Source organism: Bacillus fonticola (genome assembly GCF_012955605.1).
GTDB lineage: Bacteria > Bacillota > Bacilli > Bacillales > JC228 > Bacillus_CG > Bacillus_CG fonticola.
The window spans coordinates 872,105-887,725 of the sequence record NZ_CP052135.1 but is presented as its reverse complement, the minus strand read 5'-3'; the positions used below and the strand labels follow the sequence as shown (position 1 = coordinate 887,725).

The 15,621-nt window shown below is 45.7% G+C and carries 17 protein-coding genes; all 17 read right to left on the bottom strand.

What is annotated here, in order from left to right; translation table 11 throughout:
- Positions 1-27: 27 nt before the first annotated feature.
- Positions 28-834, bottom strand: coding sequence for an ABC transporter ATP-binding protein (locus HHK01_RS04365; RefSeq protein WP_170006577.1), 807 nt, complete (start codon positions 832-834; stop codon positions 28-30).
- Positions 797-1,828 (bottom strand): ABC transporter permease, encoded by a 1,032-nt coding sequence (locus HHK01_RS04360; protein ID WP_170006576.1) that lies wholly within the window; start codon positions 1,826-1,828, stop codon positions 797-799. Before HHK01_RS04360 ends, HHK01_RS04365 begins: the two co-directional genes overlap by 38 nt.
- A gap of 31 nt (positions 1,829-1,859) precedes the next feature.
- Positions 1,860-2,876 carry an ABC transporter substrate-binding protein gene (locus tag HHK01_RS04355; RefSeq protein WP_170006575.1) on the bottom strand — a complete coding sequence of 339 codons (1,017 nt, stop codon included), beginning with the start codon at positions 2,874-2,876 and terminating at the stop codon, positions 1,860-1,862.
- A gap of 132 nt (positions 2,877-3,008) precedes the next feature.
- On the bottom strand, positions 3,009-3,962 hold the full coding sequence (locus tag HHK01_RS04350) for an NAD(P)H-dependent flavin oxidoreductase (RefSeq protein ID WP_170006574.1): 954 nt from the start codon (positions 3,960-3,962) through the stop codon (positions 3,009-3,011).
- A gap of 39 nt (positions 3,963-4,001) precedes the next feature.
- Complete coding sequence (gene paaX, locus HHK01_RS04345; protein WP_170008653.1) at positions 4,002-4,877, bottom strand: phenylacetic acid degradation operon negative regulatory protein PaaX; 876 nt, start codon at positions 4,875-4,877, stop codon at positions 4,002-4,004.
- Between the two features lie 48 nt (positions 4,878-4,925).
- Positions 4,926-5,702, bottom strand: coding sequence for an enoyl-CoA hydratase-related protein (locus HHK01_RS04340; protein WP_170006573.1), 777 nt, complete (start codon positions 5,700-5,702; stop codon positions 4,926-4,928).
- 3 nt (positions 5,703-5,705) lie between these two features.
- Positions 5,706-6,920 (bottom strand): 3-oxoadipyl-CoA thiolase, encoded by a 1,215-nt coding sequence (locus HHK01_RS04335; protein ID WP_170006572.1) that lies wholly within the window; start codon positions 6,918-6,920, stop codon positions 5,706-5,708.
- A complete protein-coding gene (locus HHK01_RS04330; protein WP_170006571.1) occupies positions 6,917-7,780 on the bottom strand; it encodes a 3-hydroxyacyl-CoA dehydrogenase in 864 nt (287 codons plus the stop codon). Before HHK01_RS04330 ends, HHK01_RS04335 begins: the two co-directional genes overlap by 4 nt.
- Positions 7,781-7,840: 60 nt before the next feature.
- Positions 7,841-9,355: an aldehyde dehydrogenase family protein gene (locus tag HHK01_RS04325; protein WP_170006570.1), complete on the bottom strand. Its 1,515-nt coding sequence runs from the start codon at positions 9,353-9,355 to the stop codon at positions 7,841-7,843.
- 18 nt (positions 9,356-9,373) lie between these two features.
- A complete protein-coding gene (locus HHK01_RS04320; RefSeq protein WP_170006569.1) occupies positions 9,374-10,159 on the bottom strand; it encodes an enoyl-CoA hydratase-related protein in 786 nt (261 codons plus the stop codon).
- A 4-nt stretch (positions 10,160-10,163) separates the two neighbouring features.
- Entirely contained in the window at positions 10,164-10,958 is a 795-nt protein-coding gene (locus tag HHK01_RS04315; protein WP_170006568.1) for an enoyl-CoA hydratase/isomerase family protein, read from the bottom strand.
- Positions 10,951-11,256: an EthD family reductase gene (locus HHK01_RS04310; RefSeq protein ID WP_170006567.1), complete on the bottom strand. Its 306-nt coding sequence runs from the start codon at positions 11,254-11,256 to the stop codon at positions 10,951-10,953. The genes HHK01_RS04315 and HHK01_RS04310 overlap by 8 nt, the downstream gene beginning before the upstream one ends.
- A 133-nt stretch (positions 11,257-11,389) precedes the next feature.
- Positions 11,390-11,866, bottom strand: coding sequence for a 1,2-phenylacetyl-CoA epoxidase subunit PaaD (gene paaD, locus HHK01_RS04305; RefSeq protein ID WP_228027654.1), 477 nt, complete (start codon positions 11,864-11,866; stop codon positions 11,390-11,392).
- 26 nt (positions 11,867-11,892) lie between these two features.
- Positions 11,893-12,720, bottom strand: a complete 828-nt coding sequence (gene paaC, locus HHK01_RS04300; protein WP_170006566.1) for a 1,2-phenylacetyl-CoA epoxidase subunit PaaC — start codon at positions 12,718-12,720, stop codon at positions 11,893-11,895.
- Complete coding sequence (gene paaB, locus HHK01_RS04295; protein WP_170006565.1) at positions 12,717-13,061, bottom strand: 1,2-phenylacetyl-CoA epoxidase subunit PaaB; 345 nt, start codon at positions 13,059-13,061, stop codon at positions 12,717-12,719. The genes paaC and paaB overlap by 4 nt, the downstream gene beginning before the upstream one ends.
- A 12-nt stretch (positions 13,062-13,073) precedes the next feature.
- Positions 13,074-14,033, bottom strand: a complete 960-nt coding sequence (gene paaA, locus HHK01_RS04290; RefSeq protein WP_170006564.1) for a 1,2-phenylacetyl-CoA epoxidase subunit PaaA — start codon at positions 14,031-14,033, stop codon at positions 13,074-13,076.
- A 56-nt stretch (positions 14,034-14,089) separates the two neighbouring features.
- Positions 14,090-15,388 (bottom strand): phenylacetate--CoA ligase family protein, encoded by a 1,299-nt coding sequence (locus tag HHK01_RS04285; RefSeq protein ID WP_170006563.1) that lies wholly within the window; start codon positions 15,386-15,388, stop codon positions 14,090-14,092.
- Positions 15,389-15,621 lie beyond the last annotated feature (233 nt).

The following is a 15,621-nucleotide window of genomic DNA, read 5'->3' as shown; positions in this document are numbered from 1 at the left end:
AAAACAGTCGAAAGCAGGGACTTTAGATCACCTGCTTACACTCGATAACATCGTTCGATCTGAGGACAACGCTTCGCCACGAATAGAACGGAACGCTTCCAACAAATCAGAGACAGTTAATTTCTTCTTCTCTTCCTCATCTGCATGGAAAATAATTTGCCCTTTGTCCATCATGATGAGTCGATTTCCTAGGTCGATCGCTTGCTGCATATTATGAGTTACCATCATCGTTGTCAATTTAGTAGATTGCACTATTTCTTTCGTAAGTTCTGTGATTAACTGGGCTCTAGCCGGATCCAAAGCAGCCGTGTGCTCATCGAGAAGCAAGAGGGACGGATTCGTAAATGTGGCCATTAGCAAGGATAGCGCTTGGCGTTCACCCCCAGAAAGCATGCCTACTTTGGCTGATAATCGATCCTCTAAACCGAGGGAAAGTGATGCGAGCACTTCACGAAACTGGTTCTGCCTCCTCTTTGTAACACCAGGCTTTAATGATCGTTTCACACTTCGCCCAAGCCCCATCACAAGATTTTCTTCAATCGTCATATGTGGCGCAGTCCCCGCCAAAGGATCTTGAAATACTCTGCCAATCGAACGGGCTCTTTTTTGCTCAGTCAAGTTCGTCATATCTATTCCATTTAACAAAATGCTTCCTGTATCTGGGCTGAGCACACCAGAAACGACATTCATCAACGTAGATTTTCCTGCCCCGTTGCTTCCGATTATCGTGACGAAATCCCCTGGTTGTAACGTGAGATGAATGTCGCGTAGGGCAATTTTTTCATTTGGCGTTCCTTCATGAAAAGTGACGTTGATTTGCTGGAGTTGTAACAACAGTCTGCTCCTCCTCTCTTTGTGCATAATAACGCTGTTTTCGCCTCTTCTGCCTCCGCTTGTCAATCATTCCAGGAGCAATGAGCGCGACGATAACCAATCCAGCTGTGATTAGTTTCGTGTCAGCTGCATCTAAAACGTTGTAACGAAGCGCTAAACCAATAACACTCCGATAAATGATCGCCCCTCCAATAACGGCAAAAGTCGTGCGTACAATCGACTTAGTTCCAAAAAGTGCTTCTCCAATAATAACTGACGCCAGCCCGATAATAATCATCCCGACACCCATCCCGATATCTGCAAAGCTAGAGTATTGAGCAACAAGTGCCCCAGAGAAAGCCACAAGCGCATTAGACAAACCTAAACCTACAATTTTCAGCAGATCGGTATTGGCGGATAAACTGCGAATCATCCGCTCGTTATCCCCTGTTGCTCGAAGCGCAAGACCTACTTCTGTCTTCAAAAATACATCAACAAGAAGCTTCACTATGCACACAATAAGAAGCATCGTAAAAAAAATTCCCCACGTTGAATTACTTTCCCCAAGACCGAGAGAAGAGACCCAACCATTTAGTATAGTCGACATCCCCTCAGCCACTCTTTCAATCGGTGTAAAAAGAGTTTCTGTATTTAGTAGGGGTATATTCGGTCTCCCTACCGTATCTGGTAATGTCGCTCCCATAATTCTTAAGTTAATAGAATACAGGGCAATCATCATTAAAATACCCGCTAATAACGAGTTAATTTTTCCCTTTGTATGTAACAGCCCTGTTAAACACCCTGCAAAGAAGCCGGCAAAAATCGACACAATAGTAGCCAACAAAGGGGAGTACCCTATCGTAATCATCGTTGCTGCAACTGCAGCCCCTGTCACGAAACTTCCATCAACTGTGAGGTCCGGAAAATCTAGCACCCGGAAAGAAAGATACACCCCGAGTGCCATTAATCCGTAAATTAAACCGAGTTCCACCGAGCCAAATAAACTGGCAAACACAAAAACCGCCCCCTACTTGTAAGTTCCCCTATTACTCTACGTACTCCGCGATGTCGTCCCAACTATCCTTTAGTTCAACCCCCATTTCCTCTGCTGCTGTTTTATTGATGACGAGTTTTAAATTTTGTGGATATTGAACAGGAAAATCAGACGGCTGTTTTCCCTCTAAGAGGATCTCAGCAGCTATTTGTCCAGCTTCGTATCCGATGTCGTAATAATTAAATCCATATGCAGCGAATGCCCCACGACCGATAGAATCGAGCTCTGCTGTGAGGAGCGGAATGTCTGCTGTGTTGGCTACATCTACTACTGTTTCAATCGCAGACACGACCGTGTTATCTGTCACAATGTAAAAAGCATCAATTTGTCCTACGAGCGATTCCGCTGCTTGCTTTACGTCAGCAGAGCTAGATACCGTCGCCTTAACTGCAGTGAGTCCAAGCTCTTCCATAATGGTTTCCACATTATTAACTTGAGCAACCGAGTTTTGTTCCCCGGCATTGTAGAGTAAACCAATGTTTGTGCCACCAAGCTCGTCTTTAATAAAGGAAAGTGTGTTTGGAATTGCGTCTGGGTGTGCGTCCATCGTCCCCGTAATGTTGGCATCAGGTTCATCTAAAGATGGTACGAGTTGTGAGCCCACAGGGTCTGTCACGGAAGTAAAGATAATCGGTATCTCTGAAGTAGCGCTTAATAATGCTTGAGCACTCGGAGTTGAATTCGCAAAGATGAGATCTGGACTTGCTGAAACGAGGTTCTGAGCAATTGTCGTATTTGTCGAAGGATCATTTTGGGCGTTTTGGTAGTCGTATGTAACATTTTTCCCTTCAACGAGACCATTGTCAGCTAATGCATCTTGAAACCCCGTTCTAGCATCATCTAACGAGGCGTGCTCAACAATTTGCGACATTCCAATTGCATAGGTTTCCTCTGTTGTGGAATTAGAGTTGTCGTCCTCTGTTGGCTCAGAGGTCGCATTACTCCCACATGCCGCCAACAATACCGTCGTAGCCATAACAAAAGGTAGTAACAATTGCTTCTTTTTCATCTCGAATCCCCCTTGGTTTTGTAATCGCTTTCATTAGTATATCTAACAAAAATTACCTCACCGTGAATATACCGTCATGTTACATGTGACCATTCAGAAAAGTCAAACAAATTTTATCGGACTTTTCTTTCTTCATTCAATAAATGACTTCTGTGCGCTGCTCAAACATCGTTCTGCTTCTTCCATCCATTGTGTGAATAATTCGTTGACAGTCGGTTCATCACGAATAAGAGCGGAGATTTGCCCCCCGTTTTGAAATCCTTCTTTTGTGTTTCCATTCATGGCCCCTTCAATGTGATAGCGCTCGTCTGTGAGTGCCTTCCAATATTCCATCGTCATGTTCTCTTTTTCACGATCCAGTAATTTACCTACGTATTCTCCTTGCAACACACGCCGCACCTGACCGACAGATCTTCCTATTATAGTAGTAGAGCGTTGGTCTGCAGCACACACTGCCTCCTTGTATGAGGAAGAAACCTTAGCGTCTTTCGTGACAATGAGGCGCGTACCGATTTGCACTCCGGAAGCTCCAAGGGCAAGCATAGCAGCAAGCGCCCGACCAGTACCAATTCCACCCGCAACGACTACGGGAATATGTACATGTTCGAGAACTTGCTGGGCCAATACAAGCGTAGTCAATTCATCAGTTGCGTTAATACCAGCTGCCTCTACTCCTTCTACAATGACCGCATCTACACCAGCCTGTTCAGCCTTTTGTGCATGGTAAAGAGAACCTACAACAGCAAGCACTGTGATGCCATTAGCATGCAACTTCTCCACGTATGGTGCTGGGTTCCCAGCAGAACAAACGACAGCTCGGACGCCCTCTTCAACAGCTATTTTCAAGCATCCTTTTGGATCAGGATGAACAGACAAAGGAATATTAAGGGCAAACGGGCAACTCGTCAGGGATTTTGTTTTTTTTACACGAGAGCGAACTTCTTCAATAGGAAGTGTACCGACACCTAACGTTCCTAAACCTCCAGCATTGGAGACTGCTGCTGTCAATTCGGCGTGGCTAATATTGCCCATACCTCCTTGAAGTATGGGTATAGAAATTCCTAACTTTTGTAGTAAGTCTTTCATCAGAAAACCTCCATCGTGTCCAGCTACGGTCACCGAAAGTCAGTCCGTCATGAGCGGGTGGTGCATAACGTCATAGTTAGCTCGACGTTCGAGTACTTGATCGTCCTCTACGAACACGGATTCAAAAAAGCGACTTGCCGGTTTTGCTAACAATCTGTAATAATCAGCAAATAACGTGGCTGCATGCGTTCCAAGCCATTTTTCTGGCAAAAGCTCTTCAGGTAGTCCTGGGTCGGAGAACAAAAACTTTCGATATTCATGCACTAAATTTGTTCGCTCAACAAAACAGACAGCGTCAGACTTCTTCCCGCTTTGGATATCTGATTTATCGAGCACATACTTTTTGCTATATTTTTGAATGAATTTATCGTATTTCTCATTGATTGCTTCAATGTCCCAACCAGTGTGCACGAGCTCTTCACTTTTTGCTGGCCCTTTGTATTCAGTTTCAAAATAATGAACATAAGGACGTATATCGTAAGCGTCCATTAAGGCAAACACTTGCCTCGTTAAATCATTCGGGGACACCCAACAACTGTTCGTTATCGTGCCAAACCCACTCCAAACAAGTTCTTTGCGGAGCTCGTCGCGAAGGTTTCTTTTTTCTTCTGGGATCGTATATATAAGCATCCGCCATTTTCCATCCCACTCATCCGGTTTAAACTTAAAAATACGATGAGCAGCTTCGTCAATTCGCTCTACGCCACGTTCTGTTAACGAATAATAGCTTCTGTTCCCTTCCTTCCGCACTTGAACCCAGCCTTGCTTCATCATGCGCGAAATAGATACCCGCACAGACTGTTCATGGTGTCCAAATTCTTTTAAAAGGCGAATCAAACTTCCGATCCATATTTCGCTACCGTAATGGCGAATGTAGTCTCCATACAACGTAAAAATCATTGAGCGCGTGTTCACTGTTTGTTCCATTTACAAACTTCCTTCTTATCTATAGTTACAACTAGTTTAACATCCTTTGAAAGCTGGTTTCCTTTTTTCCCGGAATGCATCTAAAGCCTCAATGCGATCTTTAGTAGGGATGGTCACTTCATACGCTTTCTGTTCGATCGCTAAGCCTGTTCGTAAATCACTATTGAGGCCTTCCTGGATGGCGTGCTTCGCTTGTTTGAGCGCTACCGGTGCCTGCTGAAGTAATCGCTCAACAAAAGCCTCTGTTTCTTCGCAAAGTTGCGCTCTTTTGCACACGTGTTCTACAATGCCTAACTGCTTTGCTTCCTGTGCTTCCATACGCTTCGCCGTAAAGATAAGTTCCTTCGCTTTTGCTTCTCCAATCAATCTTGGTAACCGCTGCGTTCCACCTGCCCCAGGAATGATCCCCCAGCCTACTTCCGTCAAACCCATCGTCGCTTCTTCTGCTGCAAAGCGGAAATCGCATGCCAACATGAGTTCAAATCCACCACCAAAAGCATACCCATTCACCATCGCAATCGTCACTTGCGGAAGCTCAGCCACACGTTGGAATACGCGAGAAATGGTGCGCACATTTCGACGTACTTGATCCTCAGTCAACGTACGTCGCTCCTTTAAATCAGCGCCCGTGCTAAACGCTTTATCTCCAGCACCGGTAAAACAAACAACATGCACCGAAGCATCTGCGGCGAGACTATTTACTTCTTCTTCTAACGTACATAACGTTTCATATTGAAAACAGTTCATTTGCTCAGGGCGGTTTATGGTTACCCACGCAACCCCGTCTTGTTTGTTGACTAAAATCGATGACATAAATTACTCTCTCCCTTGCTCTTCACGTTCAACTAACGTTGCAATCCCTTGCCCAACGCCAATACACATCGTCGCAAGCCCATACCGACTATGAGATCGCTTCATTTCATACAGCAGCGTTGTCAATATGCGAGCACCACTAGCCCCTAATGGATGACCTAGTGCAATCGCGCCACCATTTACGTTTACTCTGCTAGAATCTAGCCCTAATGAACGTATACAAGCAATTGACTGCGATGCAAAGGCTTCATTCAACTCTATTCGTTCCACATCCTGCAAGGAGACTCCTGCTCGTTCGCAGCATTTTTTTGTCGCTTCAATGGGCCCAATCCCCATGATGCGTGGCTCAACCCCAGCAGCTGCCCCCATACGATAGGTGACTAACGGTTGCAGTCCGTAGGCTTCTGCTTTCTCCCGAGACATGAGTAGGAGAACGGACGCCCCATCATTAACACCTGACGCGTTTCCGGCGGTCACCGTACCACCATCAAATAATGGTCGCAGCTTTTGTAATTTTTCTACCGTCGTCTCTGGTCTTGGGTGTTCATCTACGGTCACTTTGACGGTTTCTCCCTTTCGTTGTGGAACAGAAATGGGTACAATTTCTTCATTAAAGCGCCCCTCTTTCATAGCAAGGGAAGTGCGCTGTTGACTCTCGTAAGCAAACTCATCTTGCTCAGCGCGTGAAATGCCGTATTCCATTGCAACGTTTTCTGCTGTTTCAGGCATAGAATGGGCTCCGTATTTCGATTCCAAAGTAGGATTTGTGAATCGCCAGCCGATCGTCGTGTCATACAACGCTTGATTCCCGCGGGCAAACGCGTGCTCAGACTTCGCCATGACAAAAGGGGCGCGTGTCATACTCTCAACCCCACCTGCAATGATGACTTCTTCCTCACCAGCTAAAATCGTACGGGCCGCATACTGAACCGCGTCCATCCCGGAGCCGCATAATCGATTAATCGTTGTCGCTGCCACAGTTACTGGGAGCCCGGCTAGTAGCGTCGCCATTCGCGCCACGTTTCGATTATCCTCTCCTGCCTGGTTTGCACAACCAAGTATGACTTGTTCAATTTGTTGCTGGGGAAGATTTGGATTTCTTTTAAGCAATTGCTGAAGGACTTGAGCCGCAAGATCATCTGGTCTGATGGATCGAAGCGCACCACCATAACGCCCAATTGGACTGCGGACAGCGTCTACAATGACAACCTCCCTCATAGCCGCTTACCTTCCTCATCGTAAGAGTAAACACCTTTGCCAGCTTTTCTACCGAGTCTTCCTGCCTTTACATATTTCACAAGAAGGGGTGCCGGTCTGTACGTTTCTCCGAGTGTTTCATGTAAGTAGCGTAGGTTGTTCAAGCGCGTGTCCAATCCGACAAGATCTCCGAGTTCAAACGGTCCCATCGGATAATGGAGACCAAATTTGATCGCTTTATCAATTTCTTCTGGAGTCCCAACACCTTCTTGCAACATACGAAATGCCTCATTGCCAACTAAAGCAGAAATACGACTTGTGATGAATCCCGGGAACTCGTTGACGACGACCGTTTCTTTTTTCATCATTTCTGCCACCATTTTTGCCTTTTCAACTGTTGCATCTGACGTTTCGAGCCCTTTAATTATTTCAATAAGCGGCATGCTCGGAACCGGGTTGAAAAAATGCATAGCAATGACTTGATGAGGTCTTTTTGTAAATGCGCCAATTTCAGTTGGGCTCATCGTCGACGTATTCGTTGCGAGCAAAGTATGCTCACTAACATAAGCATCTATTTCCTCGAAAATTTTCTTCTTTAAGTCGAGTTGCTCTGGGACTGCTTCGATCACTACGTCGCAGTTTGCATCAGACTCTTGAAGAGAAGCTACGATGTGCAGTGAAGCCTTGACTCGCTCTGCTTCTTCTTCAGAGAGCTTCCCTTTTTTTCTTCCCTTTTGTATGTATTGCTCTATCGTTTGCGCTGTTTTTGCGCGAGCTTGTGGAAAAGGTTCGACAAGGGAGACGGAAAAGCCACACATGGCGGCTGTATAGGCTATTCCTGTTCCCATGACACCCCCACCGATCACAGTCATCTTCTTCAAAAGAGGTCCCTCCTTCATTGAAAAAAGAGGGCAGCAAACACTTGCATGCTGCCCATCATTTTACTCTATCCCAAACAAGTTCAACGGCTTTTCTCCAATGTAGCTGACAATACTCTTCGTCTCTGTATACAGATCAAGTGTTTCAACACACAACTCTCTACCAAATCCAGATTGTTTGTATCCACCAAACGGAGTACCTGGGAATGCAGAAAGTGGTGAGTTCACCATCACAATACCTGCTTGAATTGCGCTTGCTACACGATTTGCCCGGCCATGGTTAGTTGTCCAGACAGCGGAGCCCAAACCGTATACCGTATCATTTGCCAGTCGGATTGCTTCTTTTTCATCATCAAATGGCATGACGACAACGACTGGACCGAAGATTTCCTGTTGTACGACATCCATGTCCTGCGTTACGTCTGTAATGATTGTTGGTTCATACCAAGTACCACTTTCAAATCCATGCACCTGTGCACGTTTGCCACCCGTTAAGATAGTCGCACCTTGCTCCTTGGCACTTTGCACAAATCCATCAATCACTTGCAGTTGTTTTTCATCAATAATAGCGCCGATGTGTGTGCCAGCTTCCATCGTGTCCCCAAGAGTGAGTTTCTTTGTTTTCGCAACAAATTTTTCTAGGAACTCGTCATAGATGCCGCGTTGTACGTAAATACGCGAACGAGCCTCGCACGATTGACCTGTATTGTAAAAAATGCCCCAGAGCGATCCGTATACAGCTGCATCAAGATCTGCGTCGTCAAAGATCAAACTTGGAGACTTTCCACCGAGTTCTAACGTCACTCGTTTCAATGTATCTGAAGCACGTGCCATAATGTCTTTTCCGATTGGCGTAGAGCCAGTAAATGCCACTTTGTCTACTTGCTTATGCTCTACTAAGTAGTTTCCAACCTCTGAACCCGACCCTGGTACGATATTCACTACTCCTTCTGGAACACCAGCTTCATGGCAAATTTCAGTTAGCACAATTGCGGTCAAAGGTGTAGGGGACGCTGGCTTTAACACGATAGAACACCCTGCTGCTAAGGCTGGTGCAACTTTCCATGCCGCCATCATCATCGGATAATTCCAAGGAATAATTTGTGCACATACGCCCACCGGCTCTTTCTGTGTCGTGTTCGTAAACGGACCTGGAATGTTGTTTACGTGCCCACGATGGCTAATAATTGCTCCTGCATAAAATTCAAAGTCTTCAATCGCTTGCATCACTTGACCTTGAGCAGCAGAAACGGTTTTCCCACTATCTAAGACCTCCAGCTCAACAAGCTCCTGAAAACGACTTCTCATAATACCCGCTATTTTGTTCAGCGTACGAGCACGCTTTCCGACCGGGAACTTCTTCCACTTCCCAAAGTCAAAAGCCTTTCGCGCCGCTTGAATAGCAAGTTCAGCTTCTTCCTTTGTTGCTTTTGCATACGTCGCCACTGGATTACCTGTCGCTGGATTGTATGTTGTCGCTACGTTCGTTCCTTCCAGTCGCTCACCACCGATGATCATGGCGTAGTGATCTCGTTTAACAGGTAGAACCTCAAATGTTTTCTTTTGTGCGGTTGTCATAAAAAAATCCTCCTCACATTATTTTCCAGTAAAGTTCGGTGTTCGTTTCTCTAGGAATGCTTGCACTCCTTCTTGATGATCCATCGTTCTGCCGGCAATCGTTTGTCCGAATGCCTCTTGATCGAGAGATTCCTCTAATGTTCTATCAAACGAACCGTGCATCGCCTTTTTCATCCAGCCAACTGCTTTCGTCGGAAGCTGTGCTAAATGAGTGGCGAACTCTAACACTCGCTTCTCGAAGTCTTCTTTTGAAACGACTTCGGTGACGAGCCCAAGCTGTGCTGCCTCATCGGCTTTGACCTTGTTACCTAACACTGCGAGCTCAAGCGCTTTGGCTGTCCCAACAAGTCGAGGTAAGAAATAAGTAGCTCCCGAATCTGGAACGAGCCCAATATGAACAAATGCCTGTAAAAAGCTCGCCGATTCGTGTGCAATTCGAAAGTCACACGCAAATGCCAAACTTGCCCCGGCTCCTGCCGCAACACCGTTTACAGCTGCAACGACTGGCTTTTCTAATGAAGTAACAGCTTTGACGAGCGGATTGTACGTCGTTTGCAAATGCTCACCGTAGTCCACTCCGTCTTTCACGTCTTGTAAGTCTTGCCCTGCTGAAAACGCACGTCCCGCTCCTGTTAGTACGACAGCACGTACCTCGTCATTTTTTTGAGCGGAACGAAATGCATTCGTTAGCTCTTGTAGCATTTGAGTGGTACAAGCATTTAACTGATCAGGTCTGTTCATCGTAATGGTCAGAACACCTTGCTCAACTGATGTGACAATTGTTTCATATGTAGCCGTTGACATTCAGTTACCTCCCTTGAAATCGAGGAGAACGCTTTTCTTGGAACGCACGCATACCCTCTTTTTGATCTTCTGTTGCAAATAGAAGCGAAAAGTTCTTTCTCTCTGCAAACATTCCTTCTGCAATCGAGAGGTCTACTCCTGCATTCACTGCCTCTTTAATGAGGCGGAGCGCAATCGGGGCACCTCCAGCCAAACGATTAGCCCAAGTAAATGCTTCTTCTACAACTAATTCATCAGGGACAACGACCGAAATGAGTCCGTCCCGTTCAGCTTGTGTTGCTGAGAAGGAATCCCCAGTCCATAACCAACGAAAAGCCTTGGAGCGTCCCAACTGTTTTGTGATACGCTGTGTTCCACCTGCACCCGGCATCACACCCAATTTCACTTCAGGAAAGCCAAATTGGGTACTCTCTGCAGCAACAATCATATCTGCCGTTAGTGCTAGTTCAAAACCGCCTCCAAGCACAAACCCGTGTACGGCTGCCACTACTGGTGTTTTCACAGCTAAGAGTCGATCCCAATCGGCAAACTGATTTTTTAATTCAAAATCAACAGCCCCTTCGTTCGCCATCTCGTGAATATCAGCGCCTGCTGCAAATGCTCTACCGTTCCCTTTCAAGAGGATGATGCGAACAGAAGGATCTTCGTCGAACGCCTCAAATGCCGTTACAATTTCTCTAATCATGCCCCGAGAGATGGCATTCAACTGGTTCGGACGATTCAGTGTGACAATCCCGATCCGATCCTCACGAGCTACTTCTATCGTTTTGAAAGCTGTTTCCAAAACATCTTTAGACATTCGTTTCCTCTCCGAAATAGAACGTCACTAAATCACCGGCAAAGCTCATCACATCTTTCGCAGATGCTTTTGATTCCTCTGTACGACTAGCTGTTTTAAAGTCCTCTTTTGTTTCATACAGCATTTCACACATTAAATAGAAAGGACTTTCACCCATAGGACTACCAGAAATTTTCGTCACGCGTACTTCTTGCAAACCTGGAATCTTTTTCGTGATCGGCAAATGGGTTCCGTAGTAATACTCATCAAATTTCTCTACATCACTTGGTTTTTTGAACAATGCAACCATCTTAAACATGGGCATAGCCTCCTTTTTTAATTGGCTCTGTTAAACTTGCCTGTGGATTTTTGCTCCAGTTATAAAATCAACAATGACTTTTAACACAGCCTCAAACACTCTCTATAATTCTATGGAATCTACCTCAACTTCTTTACAAAGTTGAGACAGGTTTCATCGCTTCAAATGGATTCCGACACGCCTTACAATACAAAATACTGCGGCAGGCTGTCGGTCCGAATAGATTCTCCATCGTAGTAAATGGTGACTCACAGTACGGGCAATTCACTTGCCACATGCCAGCTTCTTCTTCAAAAACTGGCGGTGGCGCGATACCCATTCGTTTTAACGCTTCTCTACCTTTGTCTGTAATTCTATTTGTTGTCCAAGCAGGATCGCGCAAAAATTTCACAGATACCGCGTCTACTCCTGTTAAGGAAGAGATGGCTTTTGTAATGTCTCTTTCAATAATCTCGAGTGCTGGACACCCCATGAAGGTCGGTAGCGCGCAAACGACCACTCGCGACCCCTGAACGTCCACTTTTTCGATCATACCGAGATCAACTACACTGACTTCTTTCATTTCTGGGTCTGCTACGTGAGAAAGGGTTTCCCAAATTTGCTCGTCCAAGGTTCCCACTCCTTTCTCCTTTATCTCTACCAAACGGTTTGTGGGTCGGTTTCATATACACTTCGAAGCGTACATAGAGCACTCTCCAAATCTTCGGTGTGCTGCCCCCTTCTGCCGTCTAAAGTAACCTTTTGAACTTCTTCTAAGCTCACTTGTGGGACCGCTGTTAACTCGCTTTCCCAAACAGCCAACACTCTCCTTTTAAACTCTTCTTGCGCTGGTAGGAGCCCGTGCGTTACAAGTTCAACCTCTTGCGAACCATACGATACTAATTCATCAGAGTAACTCCAAAAGCGTTGAAGTGCTGCAGTCATTCTTGTTTTCGCCTCTCCATCAGCCTTCATTAGCGGACGAAACCACACACGCCAGTGCATAAGATGGAATACTTGCTCTGAAGCTACTTTTCTAGCTACTTGCTGAAGCGGAGTGTAGCTCGTTTTCTGTAATACCTTGCAAAGTTCCATTTTGTACAGGTCGTAGAAAAAGTGACGTACGACCGCAAACGCCCAGTCATAATGAGGATTTTCTAAGTACGTCCCCGTGCCATTTGCAAGCTCTACTAAACAACTATTCTTCCTCTCTGACGCAGGACGAAGGTGGGCAAGGTCATCAGCTCTTCCTGCCCGAAGTTCTTCCAGTAATTCATAGTACATCGCTGCGTGCCCCATCGTGTCCTGACTAATCGAGGAAAAGGCAACATCTTCCTCAATGTGCGGTGCCAATCCGAGCCATTCTGATCCTCGGTAAGCGAGTAAGAAATCGTCATCTGCCAGGCGAAATAAGAGCTCATGTAATGCTTCTGTATAAGAGGGGCTCTCCAGCGCTGCTTCTGCTGTTTCAAACACTTGGCTCATTTGTCATCCCCCCAAGACAGAATCTCTTTTTCATCTAACATACCTTGCTCGTATTCACGCCACTTCTTTTTCAAGTAGCCGTAACCCTTTGCTGTACGATAGTCTTTATTATCGAGTCGTTGTAAACTATCCCGCTCGTCTTCTTGTAGCTTTCTCACGTTCTCGCGCTTAACCACCCAAATGTCTACGACTGGCTCACGACGCATGAAGTTTTCCTGAGCCATTGCAAAAGCCATTTCCTCATTCGGAGCGAGTAAACTGAATTGATATTGAAGATCAGCTTTGTACGTGCGCTTACTAAACACCTCGTACACTTGGTAAAAATCCTTCTCAGTGCTCATTCACAGTCCTCCTTAATCGGCAGCAGCCCCGGCTAAAGCTTCGCGAACCCAACGGTGATCCTCGTATGCATTTCGTCGAAGCTGTAAGCGTTCCTGTGACTTCGGTCCTTCATTCCGGATGATTTTTTTGAAATCGCTCCAGTCTGGGTCTTGATAGATCCACTTTTTTACTTCTTTGTCATAATGCATCGTATCGTCTGGTAGCCTCAGTCCGAGTGCGAGCATTCTCGGAATATACTTATCAAAGAAGTCTTGACGCAGTTGCTCATTCGTTTTCGTACGGATTTTGTACTTAATCGTAACGTCCTGTTTAGAAGAGCCAGTTGTAGTGGCGGATGCCGGACCGAAAAACATGAGTAGTGATGGCCACCACCGGTCAATAGCGTCTTGAATCATCGCCTTTTGATCTGGCGTGCCTTCCGCAAGAGCTAAAATAATCGCCTCCCCGTGCTGTGCATGAAACACCTCTTCCGCACAAATTCGCTGCAAAGCGCGGGCATATGGACCATAGGAGGATTTCAACATGTTTGTTTGCGTAATAATGGCGGCACCATCCACAAGCCAGCCAATTAACCCTGCATCACCCCAAGTAGGAGAAGGCATATGGAAAACGTTATGAAACTTCAAATCTCCATTTAGTAAATCCTCAATGAGATCTTGACGCCCTTTTTCGAGTGGTTGCATTAAATCCTCTACTACTCTTAATAGCAATTGACCGTGCCCCATCTCGTCTTGAACCTTGGCCATAATTCCTAGCTTCCTTCTAAGTGTGGGCGCTTTTGGTACCCACTCCTTTTCAGGGAGCGCGCCCATAATCTCGCTAATTCCATGCATTGAAATGAGCTTAATGAGCGCCTTTCGATACTCATCTGGCATCCAGTCACCCGCTTCAATTTTCTCTCCCGCCTCGATTCGTTCCATAAATCGCGACTGCTTTTCTTCATAGGAAAGGGCAGAAACAGTTGTATCCATGCGAATCTCTCCTTTACTAACACTTTTTATACGAGTTAATTGAATATTGTTACATTCTATGTTTGATTTACTTTTGTGACCTTTCTTTCGTCTACAATACGACTGGCTTTCCCAAGCGATCTCGGCAACGTAAACGGCTCAACTACCTCTACATCCATTGTGATGAGACAAAAAGTTTTCATCCGTTCTTTAATGACTTCCTGCAACCAAACCGAATTGATGTTTTCCCTTTCCCTACTACGCTCCACAAACAAAGTGCAATACGTCATCGTATCTTTTGTCGTTAACTTCACTTGGTAATGAGGCTCGATACCGTCCACTTGTAAGAGCTGGTGCTCGATTTCAGATGGATACACATTGACCCCACGAATAACGAGCATGTCGTCTATCCGCCCTTTAACACGGGACATTCGAGCCGTCGTACGTCCGCACTGGCAAGGCTCTCTCGTGACCGAAGCAATATCCCCGGTACGGTAACGAAGTATCGGAAAGGCTTCTTTTGTTAAACTCGTGAACACAAGCTCCCCTTCCTCACCTTCTGGAACTGGCTCTAAAGTAAGCGGATCAATCACCTCTACTAAAAAGTGATCTTCTGCGATGTGTAGACCGTTTTGAGCTTCATGGCATTCCATTGCTACTCCAGGTCCTACCACCTCACTTAAACCATAAATATCACAAGCCTTTATACCAAACAGTTCTTCTAAATAGGCTCGCATCTCTTCTGTCCAAGGTTCCGCACCAAAAATACCAATCTGCAAACTACTATTCTCTGGTGCAAGTCCAAGCTGCTTCATCCGTTCTCCTAAGTGCAAAGCGTAAGACGGCGTACTGCACAAAATCGTCGGTCCGAAATCTTGTATGAGCTGAATTTGTCTGTCAGTTTGCCCACCGGAGGCCGGAACTACCGTGACTCCGAGAGCTTCCCCACCCGCATGCAAGCCTAACCCGCCTGTGAACAGTCCGTAGCCGTATGCATTATGTAGAAGATCACCTGTTTTTCCACCGGCTAATCTAATCGCACGACTCACCATTTGCCCCCAGTGGGATAAATCCTGTTTCGTGTACCCGACAACAGTCGATTTCCCACTCGTACCACTAGATGCATGAATACGTGCCACTTCTTCTCGCCCAACTGCAAACATGCCGAACGGATAGGAATCGCGTAAATCTTGTTTAATCGTAAACGGAAGGTTCCGCACATCTTGAAGCGATGTCATCCTAACGTTCTGCTGCTGGAGCTTCTCTCGATAAAAAGGCACCCGCTCACTGACTCTGTTCACCGTTTCTTTTAGCTTCTGTAACTGATCTCTTTCTCGCTCTGTACGCCCGTATAGTTCTTGAGGATCTATTTGCATCTCTTCACCTCTCCTTATTTGTAAGCGTTTGCAGTAAAACGGAATAAAAAAAACCTTACATAACACTTATGAACCGATTGACGAAATGATGTTATATATAACGTAACGAATATTTGTTTTTCTGTCAATTGTTTTCTGAACATTTAAAAACAATCATTTCACTTTTGTTTGCCCTATAGCTAAACATATTGGATTTCCAACTGAATGAGATCAACTCTTGACACCTTCATGAA

Bases quoted from the DNA above. Each gene is read 5' to 3' on its own strand.
- HHK01_RS04355 (WP_170006575.1), bottom strand. From the start codon at position 2,876: ATGAAAAAGAAGCAATTGTTACTACCTTTTGTTATGGCTACGACGGTA.
- HHK01_RS04350 (WP_170006574.1), bottom strand. From the start codon at position 3,962: ATGAAAGACTTACTACAAAAGTTAGGAATTTCTATACCCATACTTCAA.
- HHK01_RS04340 (WP_170006573.1), bottom strand. From the start codon at position 5,702: ATGTCATCGATTTTAGTCAACAAACAAGACGGGGTTGCGTGGGTAACC.
- HHK01_RS04335 (WP_170006572.1), bottom strand. From the start codon at position 6,920: ATGAGGGAGGTTGTCATTGTAGACGCTGTCCGCAGTCCAATTGGGCGT.
- HHK01_RS04325 (WP_170006570.1), bottom strand. From the start codon at position 9,355: ATGACAACCGCACAAAAGAAAACATTTGAGGTTCTACCTGTTAAACGA.
- HHK01_RS04320 (WP_170006569.1), bottom strand. From the start codon at position 10,159: ATGTCAACGGCTACATATGAAACAATTGTCACATCAGTTGAGCAAGGT.
- HHK01_RS04315 (WP_170006568.1), bottom strand. From the start codon at position 10,958: ATGTCTAAAGATGTTTTGGAAACAGCTTTCAAAACGATAGAAGTAGCT.
- HHK01_RS04310 (WP_170006567.1), bottom strand. From the start codon at position 11,256: ATGTTTAAGATGGTTGCATTGTTCAAAAAACCAAGTGATGTAGAGAAA.
- paaC (WP_170006566.1), bottom strand. From the start codon at position 12,720: ATGAGCCAAGTGTTTGAAACAGCAGAAGCAGCGCTGGAGAGCCCCTCT.
- paaB (WP_170006565.1), bottom strand. From the start codon at position 13,061: ATGAGCACTGAGAAGGATTTTTACCAAGTGTACGAGGTGTTTAGTAAG.
- paaA (WP_170006564.1), bottom strand. From the start codon at position 14,033: ATGGATACAACTGTTTCTGCCCTTTCCTATGAAGAAAAGCAGTCGCGA.
- HHK01_RS04285 (WP_170006563.1), bottom strand. From the start codon at position 15,388: ATGCAAATAGATCCTCAAGAACTATACGGGCGTACAGAGCGAGAAAGA.